This window comes from Paenibacillus sp. FW104-T2 (genome assembly GCF_058789975.1).
On sequence record NZ_JBYTCE010000012.1, the window covers coordinates 137,721 to 161,255 of the forward strand.

General features: G+C 48.7%; 21 protein-coding genes. 9 read left to right on the plus strand and 12 right to left on the minus strand.

Features of this window, described 5'->3' with window-relative positions; translation table 11 throughout:
- Positions 1–37 precede the first annotated feature (37 nt).
- The 5 genes from AC3WQ3_RS16850 to AC3WQ3_RS16870 all read right to left on the minus strand — a co-directional run bounded on the left by AC3WQ3_RS16850 (position 38) and on the right by AC3WQ3_RS16870 (position 8,472).
- Positions 38–1,081 carry a hypothetical protein gene (locus AC3WQ3_RS16850; protein WP_492472848.1) on the minus strand — a complete coding sequence of 348 codons (1,044 nt, stop codon included), beginning with the start codon at positions 1,079–1,081 and terminating at the stop codon, positions 38–40.
- 48 nt (positions 1,082–1,129) lie between these two features.
- A complete protein-coding gene (locus tag AC3WQ3_RS16855; RefSeq protein ID WP_492472849.1) occupies positions 1,130–2,827 on the minus strand; it encodes a DUF6138 family protein in 1,698 nt (565 codons plus the stop codon).
- A 520-nt stretch (positions 2,828–3,347) separates the two neighbouring features.
- The gene (locus tag AC3WQ3_RS16860) at positions 3,348–5,000 is read right to left on the minus strand and encodes an extracellular solute-binding protein (RefSeq protein ID WP_492472850.1); all 1,653 of its coding nucleotides are present in this window, start codon (positions 4,998–5,000) and stop codon (positions 3,348–3,350) included.
- A 141-nt stretch (positions 5,001–5,141) separates the two neighbouring features.
- Entirely contained in the window at positions 5,142–6,734 is a 1,593-nt protein-coding gene (locus AC3WQ3_RS16865; protein ID WP_492472851.1) for a response regulator transcription factor, read from the minus strand.
- The gene (locus AC3WQ3_RS16870) at positions 6,709–8,472 is read right to left on the minus strand and encodes a sensor histidine kinase (RefSeq protein WP_492472852.1); all 1,764 of its coding nucleotides are present in this window, start codon (positions 8,470–8,472) and stop codon (positions 6,709–6,711) included. The genes AC3WQ3_RS16865 and AC3WQ3_RS16870 overlap by 26 nt, the downstream gene beginning before the upstream one ends.
- A 248-nt stretch (positions 8,473–8,720) precedes the next feature.
- Between AC3WQ3_RS16870 and AC3WQ3_RS16875 the strand changes: the two genes are divergently transcribed.
- Both AC3WQ3_RS16875 and AC3WQ3_RS16880 read left to right on the plus strand, forming a co-directional pair.
- A complete protein-coding gene (locus AC3WQ3_RS16875; RefSeq protein ID WP_095361708.1) occupies positions 8,721–9,686 on the plus strand; it encodes an ABC transporter permease in 966 nt (321 codons plus the stop codon).
- A 34-nt stretch (positions 9,687–9,720) separates the two neighbouring features.
- A complete protein-coding gene (locus tag AC3WQ3_RS16880; RefSeq protein ID WP_095292286.1) occupies positions 9,721–10,599 on the plus strand; it encodes a carbohydrate ABC transporter permease in 879 nt (292 codons plus the stop codon).
- Positions 10,600–10,625: 26 nt separating this feature from the next.
- Here the strand turns inward: AC3WQ3_RS16880 and AC3WQ3_RS16885 are convergent, their stop codons facing one another.
- Entirely contained in the window at positions 10,626–10,826 is a 201-nt protein-coding gene (locus tag AC3WQ3_RS16885; RefSeq protein ID WP_127539734.1) for an aspartyl-phosphate phosphatase Spo0E family protein, read from the minus strand.
- Between the two features lie 209 nt (positions 10,827–11,035).
- Complete coding sequence (locus AC3WQ3_RS16890) at positions 11,036–11,359, minus strand: ArsR/SmtB family transcription factor (protein ID WP_492472853.1); 324 nt, start codon at positions 11,357–11,359, stop codon at positions 11,036–11,038.
- 212 nt (positions 11,360–11,571) lie between these two features.
- Between AC3WQ3_RS16890 and AC3WQ3_RS16895 the strand changes: the two genes are divergently transcribed.
- The gene (locus AC3WQ3_RS16895) at positions 11,572–12,951 is read left to right on the plus strand and encodes an MFS transporter (RefSeq protein WP_127539730.1); all 1,380 of its coding nucleotides are present in this window, start codon (positions 11,572–11,574) and stop codon (positions 12,949–12,951) included.
- Positions 12,952–13,077: 126 nt separating this feature from the next.
- Here the strand turns inward: AC3WQ3_RS16895 and AC3WQ3_RS16900 are convergent, their stop codons facing one another.
- The 3 genes from AC3WQ3_RS16900 to AC3WQ3_RS16910 all read right to left on the minus strand — a co-directional run bounded on the left by AC3WQ3_RS16900 (position 13,078) and on the right by AC3WQ3_RS16910 (position 15,136).
- Complete coding sequence (locus tag AC3WQ3_RS16900) at positions 13,078–13,527, minus strand: nuclear transport factor 2 family protein (RefSeq protein WP_095292280.1); 450 nt, start codon at positions 13,525–13,527, stop codon at positions 13,078–13,080.
- 248 nt (positions 13,528–13,775) lie between these two features.
- On the minus strand, positions 13,776–14,180 hold the full coding sequence (locus tag AC3WQ3_RS16905) for an Rrf2 family transcriptional regulator (protein WP_127539726.1): 405 nt from the start codon (positions 14,178–14,180) through the stop codon (positions 13,776–13,778).
- Positions 14,181–14,299: 119 nt separating this feature from the next.
- The gene (locus AC3WQ3_RS16910) at positions 14,300–15,136 is read right to left on the minus strand and encodes an AraC family transcriptional regulator (RefSeq protein WP_492472854.1); all 837 of its coding nucleotides are present in this window, start codon (positions 15,134–15,136) and stop codon (positions 14,300–14,302) included.
- Positions 15,137–15,254: 118 nt separating this feature from the next.
- Between AC3WQ3_RS16910 and AC3WQ3_RS16915 the strand changes: the two genes are divergently transcribed.
- Both AC3WQ3_RS16915 and AC3WQ3_RS16920 read left to right on the plus strand, forming a co-directional pair.
- Entirely contained in the window at positions 15,255–16,259 is a 1,005-nt protein-coding gene (locus tag AC3WQ3_RS16915; RefSeq protein ID WP_492472855.1) for a Gfo/Idh/MocA family protein, read from the plus strand.
- 18 nt (positions 16,260–16,277) lie between these two features.
- Positions 16,278–17,225, plus strand: a complete 948-nt coding sequence (locus AC3WQ3_RS16920) for an aldo/keto reductase (RefSeq protein ID WP_154896661.1) — start codon at positions 16,278–16,280, stop codon at positions 17,223–17,225.
- A gap of 188 nt (positions 17,226–17,413) precedes the next feature.
- On the opposite strand, the gene AC3WQ3_RS16925 is transcribed toward AC3WQ3_RS16920, so the two are convergent.
- Entirely contained in the window at positions 17,414–18,433 is a 1,020-nt protein-coding gene (locus AC3WQ3_RS16925) for a Gfo/Idh/MocA family protein (protein ID WP_492472856.1), read from the minus strand.
- A 65-nt stretch (positions 18,434–18,498) separates the two neighbouring features.
- Positions 18,499–19,275, minus strand: a complete 777-nt coding sequence (locus AC3WQ3_RS16930) for a sugar phosphate isomerase/epimerase family protein (RefSeq protein WP_492472857.1) — start codon at positions 19,273–19,275, stop codon at positions 18,499–18,501.
- A gap of 207 nt (positions 19,276–19,482) precedes the next feature.
- Between AC3WQ3_RS16930 and AC3WQ3_RS16935 the strand changes: the two genes are divergently transcribed.
- The 4 genes from AC3WQ3_RS16935 (at position 19,483) to AC3WQ3_RS16950 (ending at position 23,525) form a co-directional block, all read left to right on the plus strand.
- The gene (locus AC3WQ3_RS16935) at positions 19,483–20,301 is read left to right on the plus strand and encodes an AraC family transcriptional regulator (RefSeq protein ID WP_095361747.1); all 819 of its coding nucleotides are present in this window, start codon (positions 19,483–19,485) and stop codon (positions 20,299–20,301) included.
- Between the two features lie 187 nt (positions 20,302–20,488).
- Complete coding sequence (locus tag AC3WQ3_RS16940) at positions 20,489–21,184, plus strand: response regulator transcription factor (protein ID WP_492472858.1); 696 nt, start codon at positions 20,489–20,491, stop codon at positions 21,182–21,184.
- Between the two features lie 23 nt (positions 21,185–21,207).
- Positions 21,208–22,647, plus strand: coding sequence for a sensor histidine kinase (locus AC3WQ3_RS16945; RefSeq protein ID WP_492472859.1), 1,440 nt, complete (start codon positions 21,208–21,210; stop codon positions 22,645–22,647).
- A 119-nt stretch (positions 22,648–22,766) separates the two neighbouring features.
- Entirely contained in the window at positions 22,767–23,525 is a 759-nt protein-coding gene (locus AC3WQ3_RS16950; RefSeq protein ID WP_492472860.1) for an ABC transporter ATP-binding protein, read from the plus strand.
- Positions 23,526–23,535: the final 10 nt, after the last annotated feature.

A 23,535-nucleotide genomic window follows, 5' to 3' on the forward strand; every position in this document is an offset into this window, starting at 1 on the left:
GCAAGGACCGAATATTCCCTGCTGCTTCTTATCGTCTTCAGGTCAGATCGGTTAAACGAATAACTCTTCTATAATACATGGAATCCATCCAATCTTCCCAGTCCAGTTCATTGGCATTGCTGTTACGATAATATACAGCAGCGGCAGGCAGATAACCAATTAAAGGGCCCATGCCGCCACAGATCATCTCGCCGCCATCACCGCCTTTGGGCAGCACTTCTCCAGAAGAATCCATCGTCAATTCAACTTTGTACGGATCTCCGGCAAACTGGAGGCCAAAAAAATTCGGCAGCTCCAAATGATACGGCATATCATCCTCTTCAACGAGCGACGGATTCGTCTCGACCGATTCACCCACGATCTCAGTCAGCCCTTCCAAGCGTCCAAAATGCTTCAACTTCATCGTATAATCGAAACTGTCGCCCCAGGGAAATAATGTACGACAGCCACCCCCGTACAAATACTCCCATTCATCCTCGGTGAGCAAACCAAAACCCGCTTCAGCTTGTTCTTCCAGCAAGGCTTCGAGTGTAAGCTCCTCGTTATATCGTTGTATCCGGACTTTCTCACCCTGACGCTCCAGGCGAAACGCCCGATACTGCTCCAATCCCTTCAGATCAGAATGCTTAAATTCCTCCAGCTCTGCCGCAAACTCAGATCCATGTCCTGCGAGTGCTTCTTCTTCGGTAGCTTCAATCCAACCAAGTGATTGTATCTGGCATTCCACCAGCATCGGAGCAATAGCTGCTTCTCTCACAGGTGACATCTGGCTCGTCAGAAAAGAATCCACATCCTCTACGCCATACTCACTTACCGTCTCAGATAGATCTGCCGAAGTCTCCTCATTCATACCATCCTGCCACTGATTCCACCCTAAGGTCACATGGTCTCCAGGCACAAACACAAACTCTCGCCCTGCGTGCAAAAATAACCCCGTTTCAGTTCGCTGACCGAACCGTTCAAACGTTCTTACACCGATGTATTCCATACCCGCCGGACATAAGGCAATCATCCCGTGCAGCAGCTTTTCTTTTTCTTGAACAGATAACCCAGTCCACATACCACGAGTCAATGCTTCCATGGCTCTCCACCTTTCCGGATGCTCTTCCATTCCTTGATGGCTAAGCCCCTATTTACCTGCAGCCTGCAGGAGGTCGAGCAGCAGCTCTTTCCGTTTCCCTTCTGCCTTACGGGCCAGACCAGCAAGCTTCTCCACTTTGCCCCAGATTGGATATATCACACGCTCCACTTCATAGGTTTCCAGACTGCTGATCTGCTGCACCATAAGCGCAAGCTTCTCTTCACTTTCCAGTTCCGGCTGGAGCTTCAGCTTCAAGCCATCCGTCGAACGTCGTAGGGAGGCAACCAATGCAGGTGCAGAGCTAGCGGTTATACCATGCTTTTCGGCAAAGGCAGCAGTGAATTTGTCCTGCACCAATTGGTGTTCGTCGTCCACTTCTCCCATATAAAATTCAACCAAAGGAAAATACGCCTCGTCTGCAAGCCCCAGTCCAAACGTGGCATAGCTGCCTGGCATACAGTTCTTCTCCCCCTCCGTGTCACCGTACCATTCAAATTCTTCAATGGCTTCCCGAGCGTACTCTTCAAGAAGTGGATGCAAGTTCGAATACTCCAGTGCATTCGCAAAGAACCGATGAGTATCCGACTTGGCGAGTCCCTTGATCGGCAAATATTGTTTTGCCTTGGATTTAAGCTTGATCTTATAGCTCTTAGGGAAGCCTTTCTTCAGTAAACGAATAATGAATGCCAGTGCCTGCTCGTAGGCAGATGCTTCCTCCTGACGGATAACGATTGTAATGAGAGAGAACACATCATTGGCTGTGCATTCCACCAGTTCACTTTTCACATGAATGTCTTCCTTGGCATAAGCCCCGCTGCCTTCCGCCATCATTCGAACTGCAAGGTCGCTCCCCAGCTGTTTCGCCAGTTCCAGGAAGGTAAGGCCTGTCGGTTTACTGTAATTGGGCTCAAAACGCAGAATCATGACCGCTGCGTACAGCAGCAGATCGATAGGCTGGGCCTCTTGCTGCCCATGGTTCTCAACTTCTCCATGAGAATCATTCTGTTCCAGAACGGCACCTGGCTTGAGTGCATATTCGTTCGACCTATACTCCGATAACTGAATATCATAATACTGTGGCAAAAATTGATTCTCTGCCCAATCCTTCAATGCACGAATGATATTGCCGCGATGCTCCGCCAGGGCATCCTGACGCCCTTTATTCAATTCCTGAATGCGGTCATATTGAGCCATAATCCAGGCGACATTTGGACTCGGGAACAGCACTGGATCAAGCAAATGACGTGTCAGAAAAAAGGACTCCAGCGGCTTCGTTGGATATGTACCGTTCTCCAGCTTTTGTTCCACATACGTATGAATACGTTCCAGCAGCTGCTCTTTCTTCTCTTCGTTGATATATTCAAATAGCGTCAATTGCAGCTTCCCTTCGGTCGTTGGAAATTTCCCGCGAAAGGTGAAACGATAGTCGATCAGTGGTGTATCTCCCAGCTCATCCAATCTTCTCCGGATCACTTCTGCAAGCTGAAGCTGAATTTCGCTTCGCACCTGCTCTTCCGTAAATGAACCTGCGTTCCTGGATTTCAAGCCATCATCCAACCCGAGATCCAGGCTGTCAACCGTTGTGCGTCCAGGTCTGTAATCCAGTAAAACATCATCCAGGATCCCCATCTGCAGCGTGGTTCGCTTCACTACCTTGTCCAAGTCGCTTCGCTTCTCCTGTTCGTCAAACCATTCATGAATGGCGCCAATCATCTCTTCCATAGCCTGATCATATAGTGTACTCATCTAATTTCCTGCCTTTCGTAATTAAACTCTATCGAATAACAGCTCATGTTCTATTTCTTCAGGATCGCTCCATAGATCTCGCAAGTGAAAATACGTATTGACGTTCGTATAACACCTATTATTTTACTCTCTCAAGCACACCAGGAACAATAAGGCTTATGCACGGTTGTTGGCTAAGAAAATAGATGATCTCTTCCTCTGCACCCATCTGTGCATGCTGTCCTCATACCAAAAAAACACCGGAGTCAGGCGACTTTCCGCCTAAATCCGGTGTATTCACGAAACCCTCACTCTTCTTTTAATACTTTAGTAGTACGACTCCATTCAGACAGTTAAGGTTACACGAAAACGGAGAGTGCAGAACCAATCTGGAGAAGCGAAGCGCTCGCCTTTATCACCGGATTTTATCCTCTAAATAGAGGAATCAAAAAAAATCTGGGGATAACAGCGATCGAAAGATGGTACTGCAATCGGAGTGGCAAAGTGTAACCTCCCTCTTACTGTTGAATCAGTTACCGTATTAATTCACGGTCTTAAACCATTCGTTAACTTCGGCGGTAATATCGTCGCCACCCATCGACTTCCACTTCGTTACAAACGCATCAAATTCCTCAATGCCAACTTGCCCATAGATGATTTTGCTGAACGTATCCTTCTCCAGCTTGTCGAGTGCATCCTTCTTCATCTTCATTGTATCGGTTGGCGCACCCGTGAACTTGTTCTTGATGGCATCATCCTTATGCGCAACGACAACTTGAGCTGCGGCAAATACTTCCGGTTTGTTGGCAATGCTCGTATTTTTCTCAAAAGGTGTTTCAGGCTCCTTGCCTGTCGCGAGTTCTGCGAGCGTATCCATCATCAGGTTTGGAATCCGTGCACCGTCATAGGTAATGGTGTATTTCAGCGGCGATACGCCATCTTTCACTTCAGCTTCGCCCACGACTTTGCCGTCCACGATGTCATAATCATATCCTTGGGCAAACCCATGCTCGAACTCACTGCCCACCTCCGGATTGGCAAAGTTATCAAACAGATAATTCTGATAGGTGAAGAACACCTCCGGGTTAGCCATATCCTTGTTGATCAACACAACCCCGTTGCTGGCCCCGGAACCATGATGATGACTCTCACCCGTCGGGCCGGTTGGCAGAGCGATGGCTTTATAGGTGGCACCGTTCACATTTTTCTTCACGTCATCAATGGGCCAGTTAGGCATCCAGTGCGGACCCACGATGATCCCGGCCTTGCCTGCCGTAAACAGTTCAGCTGCCTTGATCTCATCATATACGCCAGCTTCCTTGGGCAGATAGCCTTTGGAGAGCCAGTCTTTCATTGTAGCCAGACCTTCCTTCACTCCCGGCTGCACCGAGCCGTATTGCAGTGTTCCGTCTTCAGCCTCGTTCCATTGTCCTGGCATCGTGTTATACATGCCGAAGATCCAGCCGGATTCCGTCATCCATGTATTCAGCGCATTCTTCATGCCGACGGTCAAACCATACGTATCCTTCTTGCCATTACCATCCGGGTCCTGATTCGTAAATGCATCCATGACCGCAACCAGCTCATCGAGCGTTTTCGGTTCTTCCAGTCCCAGCTTCTTCAGCCAGTCTTCCCGGATAAACATCACCGGATCGCCGTTGTAGGCATAGTCGAAGATCGGAATGCCGTAACGCTGACCCTCATACATGTAAGGATACCATTCCTCCGGTGCCGATTCGGACGCCTGTTTCCACGTGTCAGATGCATATTTATCAAACAGTGCACCTGCATCAGCGAACTTGCCGGACTCAATCAACTCACGCACCAGGTTGTAGTCCCCACGGATGGAGACGATATCCGGCAGCTCCTCGTTGGCAGACAGAGACAGGCGGAGCTTCGTATAAAAGGCGTCATTAGTCACGGACACAGCCCATGGTGTGGTCAGCTCTATGCCGAGACGCTCCTTGGCCCATTTGGTATGCACATTGCTCTGTGCCGTTTCCCCGTTCTTAAACTTCGTGTCATCGTTCCAAGCCCGCAAGTAGCTCATCTGCACCGCTGGTTCGTACTTCCCGTTCTGCATCGCAAGCGGCGCAGCCGCTTCCTTCGCAGGTTCCTCTTTGGCCCCCGAACTGCATGCTGTAACAGCAACCATGGTTAATGCAAGTACTGCCGTCATCATCTTTTTATACATGAACTAACCCCTCCTCAGGTAACTTTGGATACCCTTTGTGCATCTCGCATCATCCATCCATGCTCATGCACCTTACATGAAAAGGATAGTGCAGCCGGGGAGGCAAACATATATCACAATTTCAATGTTCATATTGATTTGTTAACCGTTCCGAAAATCCTGTGGTGTCAGGCCATAATGCTTGCGAAACACTTGAATGAAGTAAGGGGTATTGTTATAGCCCACTTCCTGGCCGACTTCATAGATCTTCATCCCGGTATGCTTCAGCAGGTGCACGGCACGTTCCATTCTGGAGCGAATAATGTAATCACTGATGCCTTCGCCAGTGGACTGTTTGTACATTTTGGACAAATACACCGGATGCAGATGCACCTGCTCCGCAATGACCTGCAGGGACAGATCTTCTCCCAGATGATGGTCAATCCAGTGCTGTACCTGCCGAATCAAGGTGGACCCGCTCTCTTGACCCGAATCTTGAGTACGCTCTGTCCATTGCTGCATGACGTTCCGGGTCCATGCCTCCAGGCTCCGCAGCGATACACCATAACCATCCTTCAGCAGCTGCTGATATTGTTCTCCAAGCACATCGGATAACTGTTTGCCTTCCCGGTGAGCCATATAAGAGAAGGCTGCCGCCAGATAATGAAAGGCAACGTAGACATGCTCCGGAAATACGCTGCCTGATAGCTCGGCAAAGATCTGATCAATCTTGCGATGTGCATCCTCCATTCTCCCGGCTTCCAGCAGTGTTGTCAGACCAGGTGGTTCATAGAGCGCAGTAAGTGATTTCAAGGAGGCTCCATGCGAGCTGGCTGCGGCATTCAGATGCAGTCCTTTCCCTGCTTCACCCTGCTTCCGCAAGGCACTCACAGCCTGATGATACAGCTGCGGTACCTGCTGCGGGAAACGGCCTGTTTTGCTGACCGATAGCGAGATTGTTGCATTCAAATACTGCTTCACACTGTGTATCAATCGATCACCCAGCCGTCCCATCAGCAGTTCCGGTTCTGACTGTGCCTGTTTCGGACTGGCCATGAACACCAGATCATCATACGCATCATCGGTATGACAGAGATGGTAGCTGCTGCTGAAGATTTCTTCCACTACATTGGATATGGCGTATTTCATTAATCGAAATGCCCTATGCGTTGGCTGTGGGTCATCATAGCGGATCAGCAGCAGCTGCATTTTATCCTGGGGCCGGAAGCCGATCTCCAATTGTTCCAGCTTACCCTCAAGTTCATCTTCGGCAAACTTGCGCCCGAGCAGCACATCCTTCATTAACTCGGCCCTTTTCTCCGGCAAATGCTCCCTTACCGAATACATGGCACGCTGATGCAGCTGCTGTTTCTCTCCTTCCAGCCGGATCTGCACGGAGGCCTGCTGCACGGCTTCGATCAGTTCTTCATCGCGCACCGGTTTAAGCAGATAACTTACCGTTCCGTGTTTAAGGGCCTGTTTTGCATAATCAAAAGACGCATGTCCTGATAAAATAATGCATTTGGTCTGCTCCCACTTTTGCCGAATATGACTAACGAGATCCAGTCCCGACAGGCCCGGCATACGGATATCTGTAATGATGATATGAACTTGATGGGCAGCCATCTGCTGCAGCGCTTCCTTGACCGAATATGCCTTATATACCTGACCGATGCCATATTCCCTCCATGCGATAGAGGAAGCGATGGATTCCACCGCTGAGTGTTCGTCATCCACGACCATTAGATTCATCATGAAATTGTTCCTCCTCCTCAAACCATCGTATTTCCACACTAAGTCCCCCGTAAGGAATCGCTGCAAAATGAAGCCCGGATGAATGCCCATATCGTGTAACCAGACGCTGGTGAACGTTCCAGGTGCCGGTACCGATCTCCTCGCCCATCGGCTCGTTCACTTCCCGTTCCAACTCTTCAATCTCTTCGGATGTCAACGTAACCCCATCGTTATCCACGAACAAACTGTAGCGGTTGAAGGATTTCCCTTGAATTTGCTCTTTGGCCGACATTCCGGTCACCACGATATGGCCACTCCCTTCGCTTGGTTCAATGCCATGAATGACAGCATTCTCCACAATCGGCTGAATGAGCAGCCTTGGAATCTGCTTCTGCATCAGCTCCTGCGGTACAGCAATTTCGTAGGATAACCGATTGGTCCGCATCTGCTGTATGGACAAATAATTGTCGAGCAGCCGAATTTCCTCCTCCACCGTTGTCATGTCATTCTCATCCCGGGTGATATACCGGTAGTAATCTCCCAAACTCAGCGACATCGCAATAACGGCTTCCGAATGACCGAGCTGGGTCATATTTTTAATATAGAACAGGCAGTTGTACAGGAAGTGCGGATTGATCTGTGACTGCAAATGCTTGAGCGTGGCTTCTCTTGAACGAATGCGTTCCTCGTACACCTTTTCGATCAATTCCTGAATTTGTTCCGCCATATGATTGAAGCTCTGGGTCAGATACGCAAATTCATCGCGTGAATGATCCACCGGAATTCGGGTCGACAGCTGGCCTTTGCGAATCTGCTGCAGCCCCTGCATCAGGCGATAGATGGGAATCTGTACCTTGCGGTAGAGCAATAATGCCGCCCCGATGCTCAAGGCCAGCAGCAGGAGTATGGATGTAACAAACATGTTCCGGCTCTTATCCATCGGGTTGAGCAGATCATCCAGTACAACGGGATTCACATAGACGCCATGAAGCTGTTTGGAAGGAACATAACTCACCAGATACTGCTTGCCACCGGCCTCCAGCTGGTGATTCCCCTCGCTGTCCAGCCCGTTCAACGGCATATTTTCCATAATGGCCTGGACCAGATCAGGGTCAGCACTGCGATTTAATAAGGGATCATTGCCTGGCACGTACAGAAAAGGGTCTCCTCCCTGCGCCTCCTTGAAGTCGTCCAGCATGGCAACAATATTCATCGGATCAAAATTAATCTCCATCACGGTCCGAACCCCTGTCGTCGCTGGCTTGGCATTCCACTCGTAATTGTCCGTGAAAAAAAACGTGAATCCTCCCTCATCCAATTGCCACTGGCCAGGCTGGGGATACTTCAGCATGTTCTCATTGAAGACGGTTCGGCTTGCCTTGGTGGATAACACCAGTTCGGCCTGCGGAAGCACAATTGTAATGTCGTTTTTCCAACGGCTGGTGGACTGGTACAACGATAATTTGTCGAGAATGTCGAGATAAATGCTGTTCTTCTCATACTGGCTGGTCGTTTCCGTCATGTAACGGTAATGCAGTATGCTGGGGTCTCTCAGAAGGGTAAGCCCATAGAGCGAGAGCTGCTCAATATTTTTATCTACCTGGGAGCTGAAATAATTGAATTGGTTCAAGCTCGATTGCTGTTTCTCCTCCACGACCATGTCCACGTTCGCCTGGTTGGCATAGGTATAGAGCAGCAAGATGGGCACCAGCAGGCAGATCAGCAGAATGACCGTTTTTGCAAATACAGTGAATTTCATTGTTTCACCCTGTCTCGAGATATAATCGAACGTGTTCGAAGTCCTATTCTATATTGAAAACCCTTTCATATCTATATTGATTTTTGCAAGTGTGGATGTCATCAACAGGTTAACAAATCAACATTCGCCTTGAAATGTTGGTCTATAGCGCACCCTATTCCGTTGCTATAATTCAGTTGCTCCACTTTTTGCAAGAGGCCGAATGCCTCACCATGCGGAGGCTGGACGATACATAAGGAGGGACTCTGATGGCTATGGAACAACCATTAACAACCAACACACCGGTACGGCAGGCGATACGCAATCCACGCAAACGTACCCGCTGGAACTTCAAACGCACATGGCCGCTGCACCTGATGCTGCTGCCTGCTGTACTGCTCACATTGCTGTTCGCCTATGTACCCATGGGCGGCATTATTATTGCTTTTCAGGATTTCAAACCGTGGTTGGGATTCACGGGCTCCAAATGGGTGGGATGGGATAACTTCCGGTTCATGTTCGAGTATCCGGACAGTGTGCAGGTGATCTGGAATACCGTGCTGATTGCTTCCATGAAAATTGTGGCTGGCCTGGTGGCCCCGGTGGTATTCGCCATTTTGCTGAATGAGGTACGAAACTCCACCTTCAAACGGTTCTCACAGACACTTGTGTACCTGCCCCACTTCCTGTCCTGGGTTGTACTAGGCGGTATTCTGCTCGACATGCTGTCCCCAGAGGGCGGACTGGTGAATCAGGTGCTGGCAGCTGCAGGGATTGAACCAATTTTCTTTCTCGGAGATGGTGACTGGTTTCGGGTAACGGTTGTCATCAGTGATGTATGGAAGGAATTCGGATTTGGCACGATCGTATTTCTGGCTGCGCTTGCGGGGATTAATCCGGCTCTCTATGAGGCTTCCGAGGTGGACGGGGCAACACGGCTCAAGCAGACGCTGCACATTACGCTGCCTGCCCTGGTGCCGATGATTATCGTGGTGGGAACGCTGTCCCTTGGCAATATTCTGAATGCAGGATTTGACCAGATTTTCAATCTGTACAACCCGCTCGTGTATGAGAAAGGTGATATTATCGACACGTTTGTGTACCGGATGGGTATCCTGAATGGCAAAATGAGCTTCGCAACAGCGGTCGGACTATTCAAGTCTTTTGTCGCGATGTTCCTAGTCATTACTGCCTACCGGATGGCTTATAAAATCGCCAATTACCGCATTTTCTAAGGGGTTTAGCATACTGCATTAAGGGGGAATCAAGGTGTATCACAAAACGACCGGATACCGGATATTCAATGGCTTCAACCTGTTCTTCATTGCGGCCGTTTCACTGCTGTGTGTGCTGCCGCTCGTTCATATTCTGGCGGTCTCTTTCAGCGGCAAGGCAGCAGCCTCCGCCAATCTGGTCACACTCTGGCCGATTGATTTTACAGTAGACGCCTATACCAAAACGTTTGGTAACAGCAACTTTCTCAGTGCGCTCTGGATCTCGGTTCAGCGTACCGTTCTTGGCACGCTGCTCAGTATGGTGCTGGTCATTCTGACGGCATATCCATTATCAAAAGAAAGTCTTCATTTCAAGGGACGATCGATGTATGCTTGGTTTTTCATCTTCACCATGCTGTTCAGCGGCGGGCTGATCCCTTCTTACATTTTGATTCAAAAGCTGGGGCTAATTAACACGCTGTGGGCACTGATTCTGCCAGGAGCAGTTGCGGTCTGGAACCTGATTCTGATGATGAACTTCTTCCGTAATGTTCCGAAAGAGCTGGAAGAGGCAGCTTTTATTGATGGAGCTAACCATATTACAACCTTGTTCCGGATCTATCTGCCGGTGTCCATGCCCGCGATTGCGACGATCTCGCTATTCACCATGGTGGGCCAATGGAACTCCTGGTTTGACGGGCTCATCTATATGAATGATGCTTCCAAATATCCGCTGGCTACGTTGATGCAGACCATTATCGTACAGCAGGATTTCTCCAACATGAATGTGGATGCCACGCAGCTTCAGAATATGTCTCAACGTACGGTTAATGCTGCTCAGATCTTCATTGGCGCGCTGCCGATCCTGCTCGTGTATCCGTTCCTGCAGCGTTTCTTCGTCAAGGGGATTGTGCTTGGGGCGGTAAAAGAATAGAACGAGCGCGAATTATTGTCGCATCATCACATCCCGGGACTTTTGTCTCGGGGTGTTTTTCCGTTTAGACGAATGGATTTGTTATATTCATTAATTAACTCATCCAGAATCATCGATTGACGAATGACCTCCGGATGCATTAATTCCGCATGTGAATTTGCGATCTGGTAGAGTCTTTGCCGTGCCTTTTCGATACATTCCTGAATGGTTTCCGGATTATGCACCATACTCCCGCCCCCTGTTGTCCTTCAATATCCATCACCCAAAAAAGACCATCTATTATAATATTCGGAACATGGAGGGCTGCGGATTACCCCAAAATTAAAATTTGTATATTTTTTCTTGTACAGGCTGAAATAAGTAGGTGTATTAAAGGAGCTTCCCCCAAGTAGGCATAAAAAAATGCCCCCTCTTCAGCCTGAAGAAAGGACAAGTTTTAGGACTGACGGGTGGACGCCTGAGCAGCGGCCTGCAACAAAGGCTGCATAAGGCCCGGGAATCGTGTTTCCAGATCTTTCAACCTCAATGTAAGAAAATGCTGGGTACCCTGCACCCTCACCCGAATGACGCCAGCTTCCCGCAGCGTGCGAATATGATGGGACATCGTAGACTTCACAACAGGTGCATTAAAATGACTGCAGGGCTGCTCTCCACTCTTGGCTGCTTCCGCAACAATACCAAGACGGATCGGATCACTTAAGGCATACAACACGGAAGAAAGTTCAATATCCTCCAATTGAGGATGATGTAAAATTTTCATAATGTAGTCTCCTTTTTTCAGACTATCCATTGTATTTTAGCACAATTCCATGATATATTTCTAATGTTCGATACCAATCGAACTTTAATTTTTAATTTCGTCAATGGTTCCCCTGCTGTCAGGCACGGGATTCGCTGTATATCTCATTTTGCAAATGTTACATACCGTTTCTGAAATATTGCGAAATTACACATTAGATCAAGGAGGTTTTCATGAATAACACCGCTACCGCATCATCCGGGGAACGAACGACCGGATTACAGGAAGGGTTAATTGTAAGTTTGCTCGGTTTCACGGTCGTTCTCGTCGTCATGAATACGATGATGTTCAACCTGGCCCTGCCCAAAATTGCAGCCGAATTCCAGCTCTCATCTGTTGCTTCTTCGTGGATTGTAACAGGTTATTCCATCGTTTTTGCCATCTCGTCGATTACTTTTTCACGCCTGTCGGACTTTGTACCGATTCGGACCTTATTCACAACTGGACTCACTTTACTTGGTGCAGCATCCGTTCTGGGATTCTTCAGCAATCACTTCATTCTCCTGCTCTGTGCACGCCTGATTCAGGCAGCAGGGGCCGCATCCGTGCCAGGACTTGCCATCGTGCTTATCACGCGTTATGTTCCAAGTGACCGCCGGGGTAAATCCATGGCCGTGATTATGTCTGCGAGTTCCCTCGGTCTTGGACTTGGTCCTGTCATCGGCGGCAGCATTACTCAATTTCTAGGATGGCATGATCTCTTTATCGTTACCGGATTAACGTTATTCCTGATCCCTGTGTTCTTCAAACTGCTTCCAAGTGAAATGCCGCAAAAGGGTTCGTTCGACTTGCTGGGTGCATTGCTTCTCGCGATCGGAACAACGGGCGTTCTTCTGTTCCTCACTTCACGTGAGTGGGTCACTCTTGTCGTGGGCGTCGTAGCACTTCTATTGTTCTGGTTACGGATTCGCCGTGCGGCCGATCCATTTGTTCAGCCAGCCCTGTTCAAAAACAAAAAATATATGATGCTCAGTTCGCTAGGGATCGTATCCTACATTAACAACTTTGCGACCCTGTTTCTTTTGCCGCAAATTCTGGCCCATCTGTACGCCTTGACACCAGCCCAATCCGGACTGGTTATCTTCCCTGGTGCAGTTGTCTCCATGCTGCTGTCCAATCGGATTGGCCGAATGATTGACAGACATGGCAATACACAGCTGCTTAGGTTTGCACCATGGCTGCTGCTCGCTGCCGCGGGATTGTTCGCTCTGTTTGCAGATAACAGCATCTATGCCATTATGGTCATTTATATCCTGCTGAGTGTAGGTTTCTCCGCTCTCACAACGAGCGTTTCCAACGAACTGTCCAATAACCTGACCATGGATCAGGTGGGTGCAGGCATGGGACTGTTCCAACTTAGCCAGTTCTTCAGCGGTGCATTCAGTGTTGCCGTAACCGGCGTAGCTCTCACTGCGATGCAGCAGCTGTCCTTGTCGTCAGCCTACACGAATATTTTCTGGGGCATGACCGTGGTTGCTCTGGCATCCGTGATGTTCTCTTGGGTATACCTGTCCATGCAGTCACGCAAAAAAGCTTCTTCCGCTTCGTCCTAAGTCAAGCTCTTAAGGAGTGACAGACTAAGTTAAGCTAGGATTCTCAATATAAAATAAGCCCCAAGGACATGGAAGATGTTCTTGGGGCTTTTGCTATTCTGATTTACTTTATATCTCTCATGAATACTATTCAAACAGATCCAAACGCAGACGCTTCAGGCTTGTATGCTTGATATACCATTGACCGTCGATCTGAACAAACGTCTCATGGTAGTGTCCAAATCCGTGGAAGGATTTGTTCTCATTGCCTTCGGGGAATGTTACCCAATCCTCCATCGGAGAAATAACCTTGGCTTCGTTCGCGGATACAAATTCAACCTCGGCGCTGTGTACGTGATGCACGGTTACAGCAACATCCACCAGGTCACGGAATACCTGCACGATGGTGTCACGGCCCGTTAATACCGGAATGGGGTTACCTTCCGTACTGAAATCAGCTACTGCATCCGGAGCAAACACATCGCCCAGTGCGTCCCACTGCTTCGTATCAATAAAGCGGCAATAGCGTGCCTTCGTGTTACGGATATTTTCGAGTGCAAGCAATTGTTCCAGTCCTGTGATGGTTGATTGGCTCATCTGTTGTCCCTCCAGAGATGTAATAGGTTTAAAAGATATGTATCTATTAATCTTCCTTATTGTACCATTGCGTTTGTATTAGGCACAACGGCATATTGTATGCTTGGCTTTCACTACGAAAAAAGTCCGAAAGATAGGCTTGTTGCTTCATGCCTCTCCTCGGACTTTTGGATCTACTCGTACCTATATACAAAAGTAAAGTGGTAAGCCGCACTCAGCTAGAAGCTGCTTCGCTCTTCACCCAAACGTCACCTCTGATGCGCCTTCATTTCGGCAGCCAGCTCGGACATTTTCTTATTGCTTAGATAGTTCTCCATCTGTTCCTCGGCATGAATCATGACCTGCTGAATTAGACAGCCCTCGTTATGGTTCTGAGAGCATTCGAACAGGGAAGCCTGCCCTTCAATGGCGTGAATAATCTCCAGAAACGAAGGGTCCGGATTTTTGCGACTCAGACGATAGCCGCCATTGGCTCCGGAAGTGGATTCAATCATGCCCGCCTTAACCAGTTTGGTCAATATTTTGGACAGATAGGTTGGGGATACTTTCTGCAAATCAGCCAGTTGATGAACACTAACCAACTGCTCCGGTTCTGTAATCACAAGGTGAAGCATGGTATGCAAGGCATAGTTGGTTGCTTTTGAATATTTCATGAGGGCACCTCATTGTATGCGGATTTAATTTATCCATAATAGACTTGATTGAGCTCGCTGTCAAACCCCAGAGGATCTGCGATTCCGCGGTTACTTGGAACCTCTATATATAGTAGTTATTAATTGTGATAAAGTCCTCGGTACTCCGTAGGTGTCATGCCCTCGTGCGCCATGAACTGACGGTTGAAATAACTGGCGTTCGGGTATCCCGCCTCCTCGGCAATCTGTCCAATGTTGGCTGTTGGACGTTCGAGCAGCCACTGCTTCGCCATCTGCAGCCGGGAACGGGTTACGAACTCCATTGGTGTCATCTCGACGGCACTCTTGAACAATTTGCAAAAATAATACGAGCTCACACCCGCCAGATCCGCCCAATTCTGAAGTAAAAACGGCTGACATGCCTCCTGCTGCATCTGCGGGAGCAATCCGAGAATACGGTTCTCCGCTTGGCTGGTACGTGTATTTTTCAGAGGCACCGCATGCTGGACAAACTCGGCCAGTACAGCATACGTCAACGTGGACAGCTGTGCCGGGCGCAGCATCCGGTTCTGCTCGGCTTCGTCGAGCAAGGCCAGATGGGCTTCTTCCCAAGGGGCCTGCTGCCGCAGGGTCCACAGCAGATTGCGGTGCAGCCCCCGTTCTATCATGTAGTCATGGAGACGTTCGCCGTAGAAATGAACCCAGCGTACATCCCACGGATCGTCTTCACTGCTGTAATAATGCTGGCGCTGCTGCGGGAAATAAAGTACCGCCTGACCCGCCCGAAGCTCATGGATAATCCCGTCCACTTCCACATACCCCTTACCTGAAGCTACATAGTGAATATTGAAGTTATTAAGTGCACCGGCCTCCCGCAATACGGAATGCTCGGGGTGATCCACATAATGGCCAACGGACTCGGGATAACAAAAATATGGAATATCCTGAAGGGTTAGCAATACAGTCTGTCTCATCATGAATATTTCTCCTTGGCAAGCAATATTGTGTTAATAGATCTCAATATATTATCATTTTCATTCATCGATCTATTCCTTATAATCACAATATACATTCATCCACAGGAGGAAACAACTCATGAATTCAGATCAAAAATTACGCTGGGGCATTCTTGGTAGCGCTAGCATTGCCAAAGGTTCTGTCATTCCTGGTTTGCAGCAATCGGAGTTGAATGAAGTGGCGGCGATCGCAAGCCGGGACGAGGAAAAGGCGAAACAAACCGCTGATCAGCTTGGAATCCCCCAGGCTTACGGCAGCTATGAAGCATTGCTGGAGGACGACTCCATTGACGCTGTTTATATTCCCCTTCCCAACCATCTTCACCGGGAGTGGACGATCCGCGCAGCTGAGGCGGGCAAACATATTCTGTGCGAGAAACCACTCGCATTAACCGAGCAGGAGGCACGCGAAATGGCGCAAGCCTGTGATGATGCCGGAGTACTGCTCGCCGAAGCGTTTATGTACCGGCATCATCCCCGTTACGACCAGATCAGAGATGTCATTGCCAGCGGTGAAATTGGGGAAATTCGCGGTATTCATAGTACATTTTCGTTCAACAATTCCGGTTCCGCAGGCAATGTCCGGTTCAAACGTGAATGGGGCGGCGGTGCTCTTTATGATATTGGCTGTTATTCCATCAGTGCAGCACGGCTGCTGCTCGGCCAGGAACCATCAGCGGTAACGGTCATTGGCATGTTCTCCCCTGAACACGACCATGTCGACATGATGGCCTCGGGATTACTTGAATTCAATGATCACGTCGGCGTCACGTTTGACAGCAGCATGTGGGCAGCATTCCGCAATACGCTGGAGGTGCTTGGATCGGATGGCATAATCGAGGTTCCATCCGCATTTATCAGCAATCCGGACCGCAGCTCGAACTTCTACGTTACAGCGGGCGGTGAACGCAGGGAAGTTGAGGTCCCTCAGGTCAACCACTATTCCCTGCAGGGGGATGATATGGCACGTGCCGTGCTTCAAGGTAAAAATATGCGTTTTGCTTCATCCGATGCGGTGGCCAATATGAAAGTACTTGAAGCTTGCCTTCGTTCTGCAGAGGAACGTACACGAATTACACTATAAGCGAGGATGGTGTGTACAATGGAATTCATTACAATTAATGGTGCAGGAAAACCGATTTCCCGGTTGATCAAAGGTACGGATTATTTTGTGCATGATGCTTACGAAAAAGCTGCCACCAACATGGATGCTTTTCTGGCGATTGGCGGAAATACCGTGGATACGGCTCACATCTATTGCGGCGGACAGAGTGAAGAAGTGCTAGGACGCTACATGCAAGAGCGCGGTAATCGCGATCAGGTCGTCATTCTGACAAAGGGTGCCCACCATGATATGAACGGTCCCCGTGTCAATGCCGACGCCATTCGCAGCGATCTGCTCACCAGCCTGGAACGTCTGCAGACTGATCATGTCGAATTGTATGCATTACACCGGGACGATCCAAACATTCCTGTTGGCATCATTCTTGAAGCACTGAATGAGCACATTGAGTCTGGTAAAATTGGTGCGATCGGTGCCTCCAACTGGACTTGGCAGCGTTTGGAGGAAGCCAACACGTATGCGGCTGCACATGGTCTGAAGGGCTTCACATTCAGCAGCCCGAATCTCAGCCTGGCCAAGGCGAACGAACCGTTCTGGGCTGGCTGTGTATCAGCAGATGCAGAGACGCTGGCATGGCATGAACGGACACAGCTTCCGCTGCTGTCCTGGTCCTCGCAGGCACGCGGCTTCTTCACCGGTCGTTTCACACCTGAGGTACGTGACAATGCTGATCTGGTTCGTGTCTTCTACAGTGACGGCAATTGGGAAAGACTGCGCCGTGCCGGGGAATTGGCCGAAACGAAGAATACGACGGCCATTCAGATCGCATTAGCTTATGTATTGAATCAATCCTTCCCGACCTGCGCACTGATCGGCGCGCAGAATCGCGATGAGCTGTTATCCTGTGACGAAGGCTCACGCCTGACTCTGACTGGTGACGAGATTGCCTGGCTTGATCTTGCGAGTGACGCCAAACCAGTTGTGTAACCGCAAGAGCTGATCAAAAGCGGAAGCGCTTCAAACGCAGTACAGTTTAAGAGACGGCCCTCCCCACTTTCGATGCGGGAGGCCGTCTCTTTTCCTTACTTAAAGTAAATAAAAAGAGGGCACCAACCAGAGAAACGCTGGAGGGTACCCTCACATGAACATATATAATGACCTTGAACGGGTCCGTCTTACAGTTTAACGATCTGACCTGTCTTCTCGGATTCAAAGGCTGCCAGAATGACCTGCAGGGAACGAAGGCCTTCTTCACCGGAGATGCTTGGAGGCGTTTGAGTCACAATGGATTCCACAAATGCGTCAATAACGCCGCTTGGTACCTGCTTCTCATTTGTTGCCATCGCACCAACTTTGTACGTTTCAACCGTACCATTCGTCAGCTCAACGATTACTTCGTCGCCTTCGACCGTACCGATTTTCATAACGCCATTCTCGCACCACAGAACCGTACTGTTGTCTCCTGCTCTGTATTGAGTCCAGCTGGCAACGAGTGTACCAATGGCACCACTCTTCATGCGAAGCAAGCATGTCGCATTGTCATCCACTTCCGTGCCTTCTTTGTGCAGGGTGCTGATGAACCCAGCCACTTCGGACACTTCATCGTTCAGCAAATAGCGGATGAAGTCAGACTTGTGCACGCCGAGATCACCCATGGCGCCCATAATTGCTTCTTCCTTACGGAAGAACCAGCTCTCTGCTCCGTCCACACTCCATGCTTCCGGTCCTGGGTGACCAAAGGAAGTACGGAAGTTCAGCACTTTACCCAGTTTGCCGGAATCCAGGATTTCTTTTGCTTTGACGTGTGGAGGCATCAGGCGTTGGTTGTGTCCAACCATTAGATACACACCGTTTTTCTTGGCAGCTTCAATCATTTGCTCGCCTTCTTCGGTAGTAACAGCCATCGGCTTCTCAACCAGCACGTGCTTGCCTGCATTCGCAGCAGCAATGGCCATGGAGGCATGCAGATAGTTAGGTGTGCATACGCTAACAGCATCAACTGTTTCATTTGCAAGCAGCTCTTCGTAGCTGGAGTATGCTTTGCCGCCGTATGTTTCGGCCATTTTCTCTGCACGCTCCACAACTGGATCGGCAAAAGCGACAAGCTCTACGTTTTCGTTAGCAGCGTATTCTGGAATATGTCTGCGTTCAGCAATGGCTCCACAGCCGAATACAGCAACTTTAATTTTACTCATGGATTAATGTCCCCTTTGACAAGTAGATTCAGCATTTGCTTCATTCAATGATTCGAATTGCTAGATTAAAATTGGTTCAGGTAGTTCTGTTTGAGCCAGTTATAACTGTTGGCTACGCTTTCAAGTGGAGGATTCTGACATACATCCTGTTCCACGATCAGCCATTCCACACCTGCGCTCGTTGATGCTTCAATAACTGCTGGCAGGTCAACCGAACCTTGTCCCAGTTCCAATGTTTTCATCTGACCCTGCTCGTCTTTGCTGAAGTCCTTCAGATGCAGAAGCGGCAGACGGCCTGCATATTGATTAATATACTCGATCGGATTTTGTCCCGCAAATTGGACCCAACATACGTCCATTTCCACTTGTACAGCCTCTGGCGTCGTTTCAGCGAACATGGCATCAAAGGCATTTTTGTCGCCAACTTGGCCATGGAATTCGAAGTCATGGTTGTGATAACCAAAGATCAAGCCTTGTTTCGCTGCTTCCGCACCATATTGCTGCAGTTCAGCGAACAGCTTGGTCCAGCCTTCAGCATTGTCAGGACGATCTTCAGGCATGAGGTAAGGACAGATCATATATTGAGCCCCAATCGTTTTGAGGTAATCAATTTGTTTTTGCAAATCTTCGCGCATCGCGTTCAGGGAAACGTGGCTGCTGAATCCTTTGAGGCCCAGCTCATCCAGCAATGCTTTCATCTCTTCGGCAGGAATGTCACCATAACCAGCGAATTCCACACCTTCATAACCAAGCTCTGCTACCTTGCGCAATGTGCCACGGAAATCTGCTGCAGTTTCATCACGGAGGGTGAACAATTGCAAACCAATATTAAGTTTTTTCATGAATGATACACCTCTGCTCTCAAATTTGCTTTCATTGCTCTATCTGGTATCATCCTACCGCAAAACAGGCTAGAATGAACATATACAATATCGTCAGAACATGAACTATTTGACTGATTTTTTATTCCAGTATTTTGCATCACGATGATTTCACCTATAAAAGTGCATGCAGGATACCTATATTGGAGGATTGCATCTTTGGAACCGTTGAAGACTTCAGTACTGATCTGTGACTACTCTTATCACTACAAGGCATTTAACCACAACATGAAGGGCGAGCTTCAGACCTACCTGTTCCGTCTGCAAACCGAAGGCTCTTGCAAGGTATATGTGCAGGATGAAGAATTTACGATGACGAGCGGGGATTTGCTGCTGTTGAAACCAGGAGATGACTATCATCTCGTGGTCGCAGAACCGCATAAGGAAGGACGATTGTCCAGCGGAGATTATTATTTGTTCTGTGAAGGTTCCTGGATTGATCAGTGGTGGAAGCGAATTCAGCGCCCTACCGTAAACCGCATTGGACTGGATGACAAGCTGGTCAGCCTGTGGCGCAATATTTTGCTGGAGCAGCGCCGGGGACCTCTTGAAGAAAATGAGGAGTTAAAAGACGCCCTATTACGCGGACTCTGTCTGTACATCGACCGTGCGATTAGCGAAAGTCTCCAGACGGATCGAAGCGTGTCCTCCACCCTGAAGCTAAAGCGTTTCATTGAGGAACATGCTACCGTTACGTTCAAACTTGAGGAGGCTGCCCGTTACGCTGGTCTTAGTCTGTCACGCGCTGTACGGCTGTTCAAGGAACACTACGGCAAAACCATGATTCAGTACGCTATTGAAATTCGTCTGAATGTCGCACTGGAACGCATGAAGTACAGTGAGATGACACTGGAGCATATCGCCGAGACGTGTGGATTCGCCAGCTATTCCTATTTCCACCGGGTGTTCCGTGCTCACTTCGGCATGTCCCCTCTGGAATATCTGAAATCCCAGTCCCACCCGTCTTTTGATATGGAGCATGTGTAACATTCCTGGAATCTCGAACCCATGACGACCTATAAACAGGTCACGTTCATGGGTTCTTTGAACTTTTTACTGCTCCAAATTTATTCATGACTCCTCCCACATAACCCTGTATAGTTAAAATCATAGTCATTTACAGATTCAACCATCATTAACGAAATTTCCATTACCCTTTATTGGAGCGATACCTATGCCTCATTCACGTAGAATACTCATTATTGAAGACGAGCAGGACATTTCACGCATAGTAAGAGACTATCTGAACAAAAACCAATATGACGCGGCAGTTGCAGCGACTGGACAAGATGGATTGCAACTGATGGACATGCTGCAGCCGGACTATATTATCCTGGATATCATGCTTCCGGATATGGATGGTATTGAGGTATGCCGTGAGATAAGACGAAGAAACAATATTCCGATCCTCATTCTAAGTGCAAGAGGAAGTGATACCGACAAGGTGCTTGGTTTGGGCTTTGGGGCAGATGATTATATGACCAAACCCTTCTCCCTGAGTGAGCTGCTTGCGCGAATCAATGCCCATTTCAGGCGGTATGACAGTCTTGCATCCGAGCGTGAGGAGGAACATCTTCTTCGTCTGTCCAACCTGGTGATCGACAAGAAAGCGTACAAGGTTACGCTAAGCGGAGATGAAGTTTCACTTTCTGCGAAGGAATTCGAACTGCTGTACTACCTGGCGAGCCATAAGAATCAGGTGTTCTCCAAATCACAATTGCTGGACGCAGTTTGGGGATATGATGCTTACGGGGATGAAAATACGGTCACTGTATATATTCGAAGATTGAGAGAGAAAATTGAAGCCACCCCCTCCGAGCCTGTTGTTCTGAAGACAGTCTGGGGAGTCGGCTACAAATTCAACCACTAAGAAGATGGGAGACCACAATCTCGATGTTGTTACTCCAATGGTCCAAACGCTGGCTGATCACCGTACTCATTCTGCTTATTTCTCTCCTTGGATGCAGCCTGACACTTGCCGTGGATCGGTCAGGTCATCATACAGAGGAGTCCAACTTGTCCATTCATCTGGTCCGGCTCAGCATCAACCCGGTGATGCTTGCTTTGGAGCAGAATCTTCATCAACTCACCAGCCCGGAGGTTCAGGAAAACGTTCGTGCCCTCGCCGAAGAGCAAGGCATCCAGTTATCCTATGTCGGCCTGGACGGTACGATTCTATTTTCTTCAAATCCGTCCTCTCAAGGAGAACATATCCATCTGGCATCCGCCTTGCATTATGATCTGAGTCATGCGGGACATGCCAGCAATGGAGAGGATGTGGTGGACATGGCTTTTCCGGTCCTCCATGCTGCAGATGGAATTCAGATCGGAAACGCCATCTTTACCATCCCTAAAGCCATGGTTACTGTCCAGCCTTCATCCATCCTGCCTTATCTGGTTGCAGGCATATCCATCATAATCACACTTATTCTCGGCATTCTTCTGTTAACCATGCATCGCAAAATACATAAACGATTACTGTCACCGGTACATATGCTCCAGCAACATGCTGAATCAATTCTTAAGGGAAAGTACGATAAGCTAATTCATTATAAACATGCAAACGAAGTAGGCGAATTATATGCCATGTTCGATCTGATGCGCACCGAAATCAAGCATTTGAGTGAACAACGTACGAAGCAAGAACAGGCGCAGAAGGAACTCATCACCAATATTTCGCATGATATCAAAACACCCATTACCACGGTTAAAGCGTATATTGAGGCCATTATGGAAGGAATATGCGCAGATGAGGAAACCCTGATGGAGTATATGCGAATCATGCAGACCCACACGGACAAAACCGCCCAATTGGTTGAAGATTTATTACTTCATGCACTGCAGGAACTGGGTCAGATATCCGTAGAGCCGCGTGAAGTTTATAGTGGTCCCACGTTCGAAGCCATGCTTGGATCATTCGGACATGCTGTGCATCTGAAAGGCCTAACGTATGAAACGCCTGAATCCGTTCCGAATGTGTTAATCCGCATGGACACCACAAGGATCGAACAAGTGCTGGCCAATCTTATATCCAATGCACTGAAGCACACCCATCCCGGGGATGCCATTCGTGTTTATACCGAGCTGAGAGCCGATCAGTTCATTGTGACAATCATGGACACTGGTCCCGGAATACGGGCACAGGATATGCCTTTTGTATTTGAACGTTATTTCCGGGGGCAGGCGTCTCCTGTATCCAGACACGTGCAAGAGGGTACAGGCCTTGGCTTATCCATCTGCAAAAATATTGTTGAAGCACATGGGGGACGCATATCCTTTTCAAGCAAAGAGGGGCAAGGAACCAGCTTTCAATTTAGCCTGCCGGTCTGCTGACTCGTCCCAATCCATTCAGGCTGGCATCCTGCCTGTAAGACTTTATTCATAATTTGATAAGACTTCCTCAACATCCCCCCTCTAAAATAAAACGTATACCGCCTTGGGGAGTGATTTTCTTGAGCAAAACAACGATTATTCGTGCACATAATCTATGCAAAACATACAGCGCAGGCCCGGAACAATACCATGCCATACGCAATATTGATCTGGATATATACCAAGGGGATTTTACCGTCATCATGGGTAACTCGGGTTCGGGCAAATCCACCCTGCTCTATCTGCTGAGTGGTCTGGACCATGTGACTGCTGGTGAAGTCTATTTTCAGGAACAACGCATCGATGCTTACAGCGAACGGGAAATGTCTGATTTTCGCACTCGCCGGATTGGTTATATCTATCAGAATATTAATCTCGTACCGGATCTCTCCATACGAGAGAATATTGCACTGCCGGGTTACATCGCCGGAACCAAAAAGAATGAAATTCAGCTAAGGGCAGCCCAATTGATGAAATCCTTGGATATTGACAGTCTGAGCAGCCGTCTTCCCTCCCAGACTTCAGGAGGCCAGCAGCAGCGAGCCGCCATTGCACGGGCTTTAATCAATACTCCTGACGTCCTTTTCGCTGATGAACCGACTGGAAGTCTGAATGTGGAGCATGGTAAGGCTGTTCTCGACATCCTGACAGACATTCATCAAAAAGGGCAATCCGTTGTCATGGTCACTCACGATATCAAGGCAGCCTGCCGTGCCGATCGTCTCATATTAATCCGGGACGGTAAGGTTGGTGGCATTCTCGAATTCGAACCCTATAACGAGCATCAGGTTCATGACCGTGAGGACATGATTTTTGCCTTTGTATCGGGGAAGGAATAACGATGGCTGT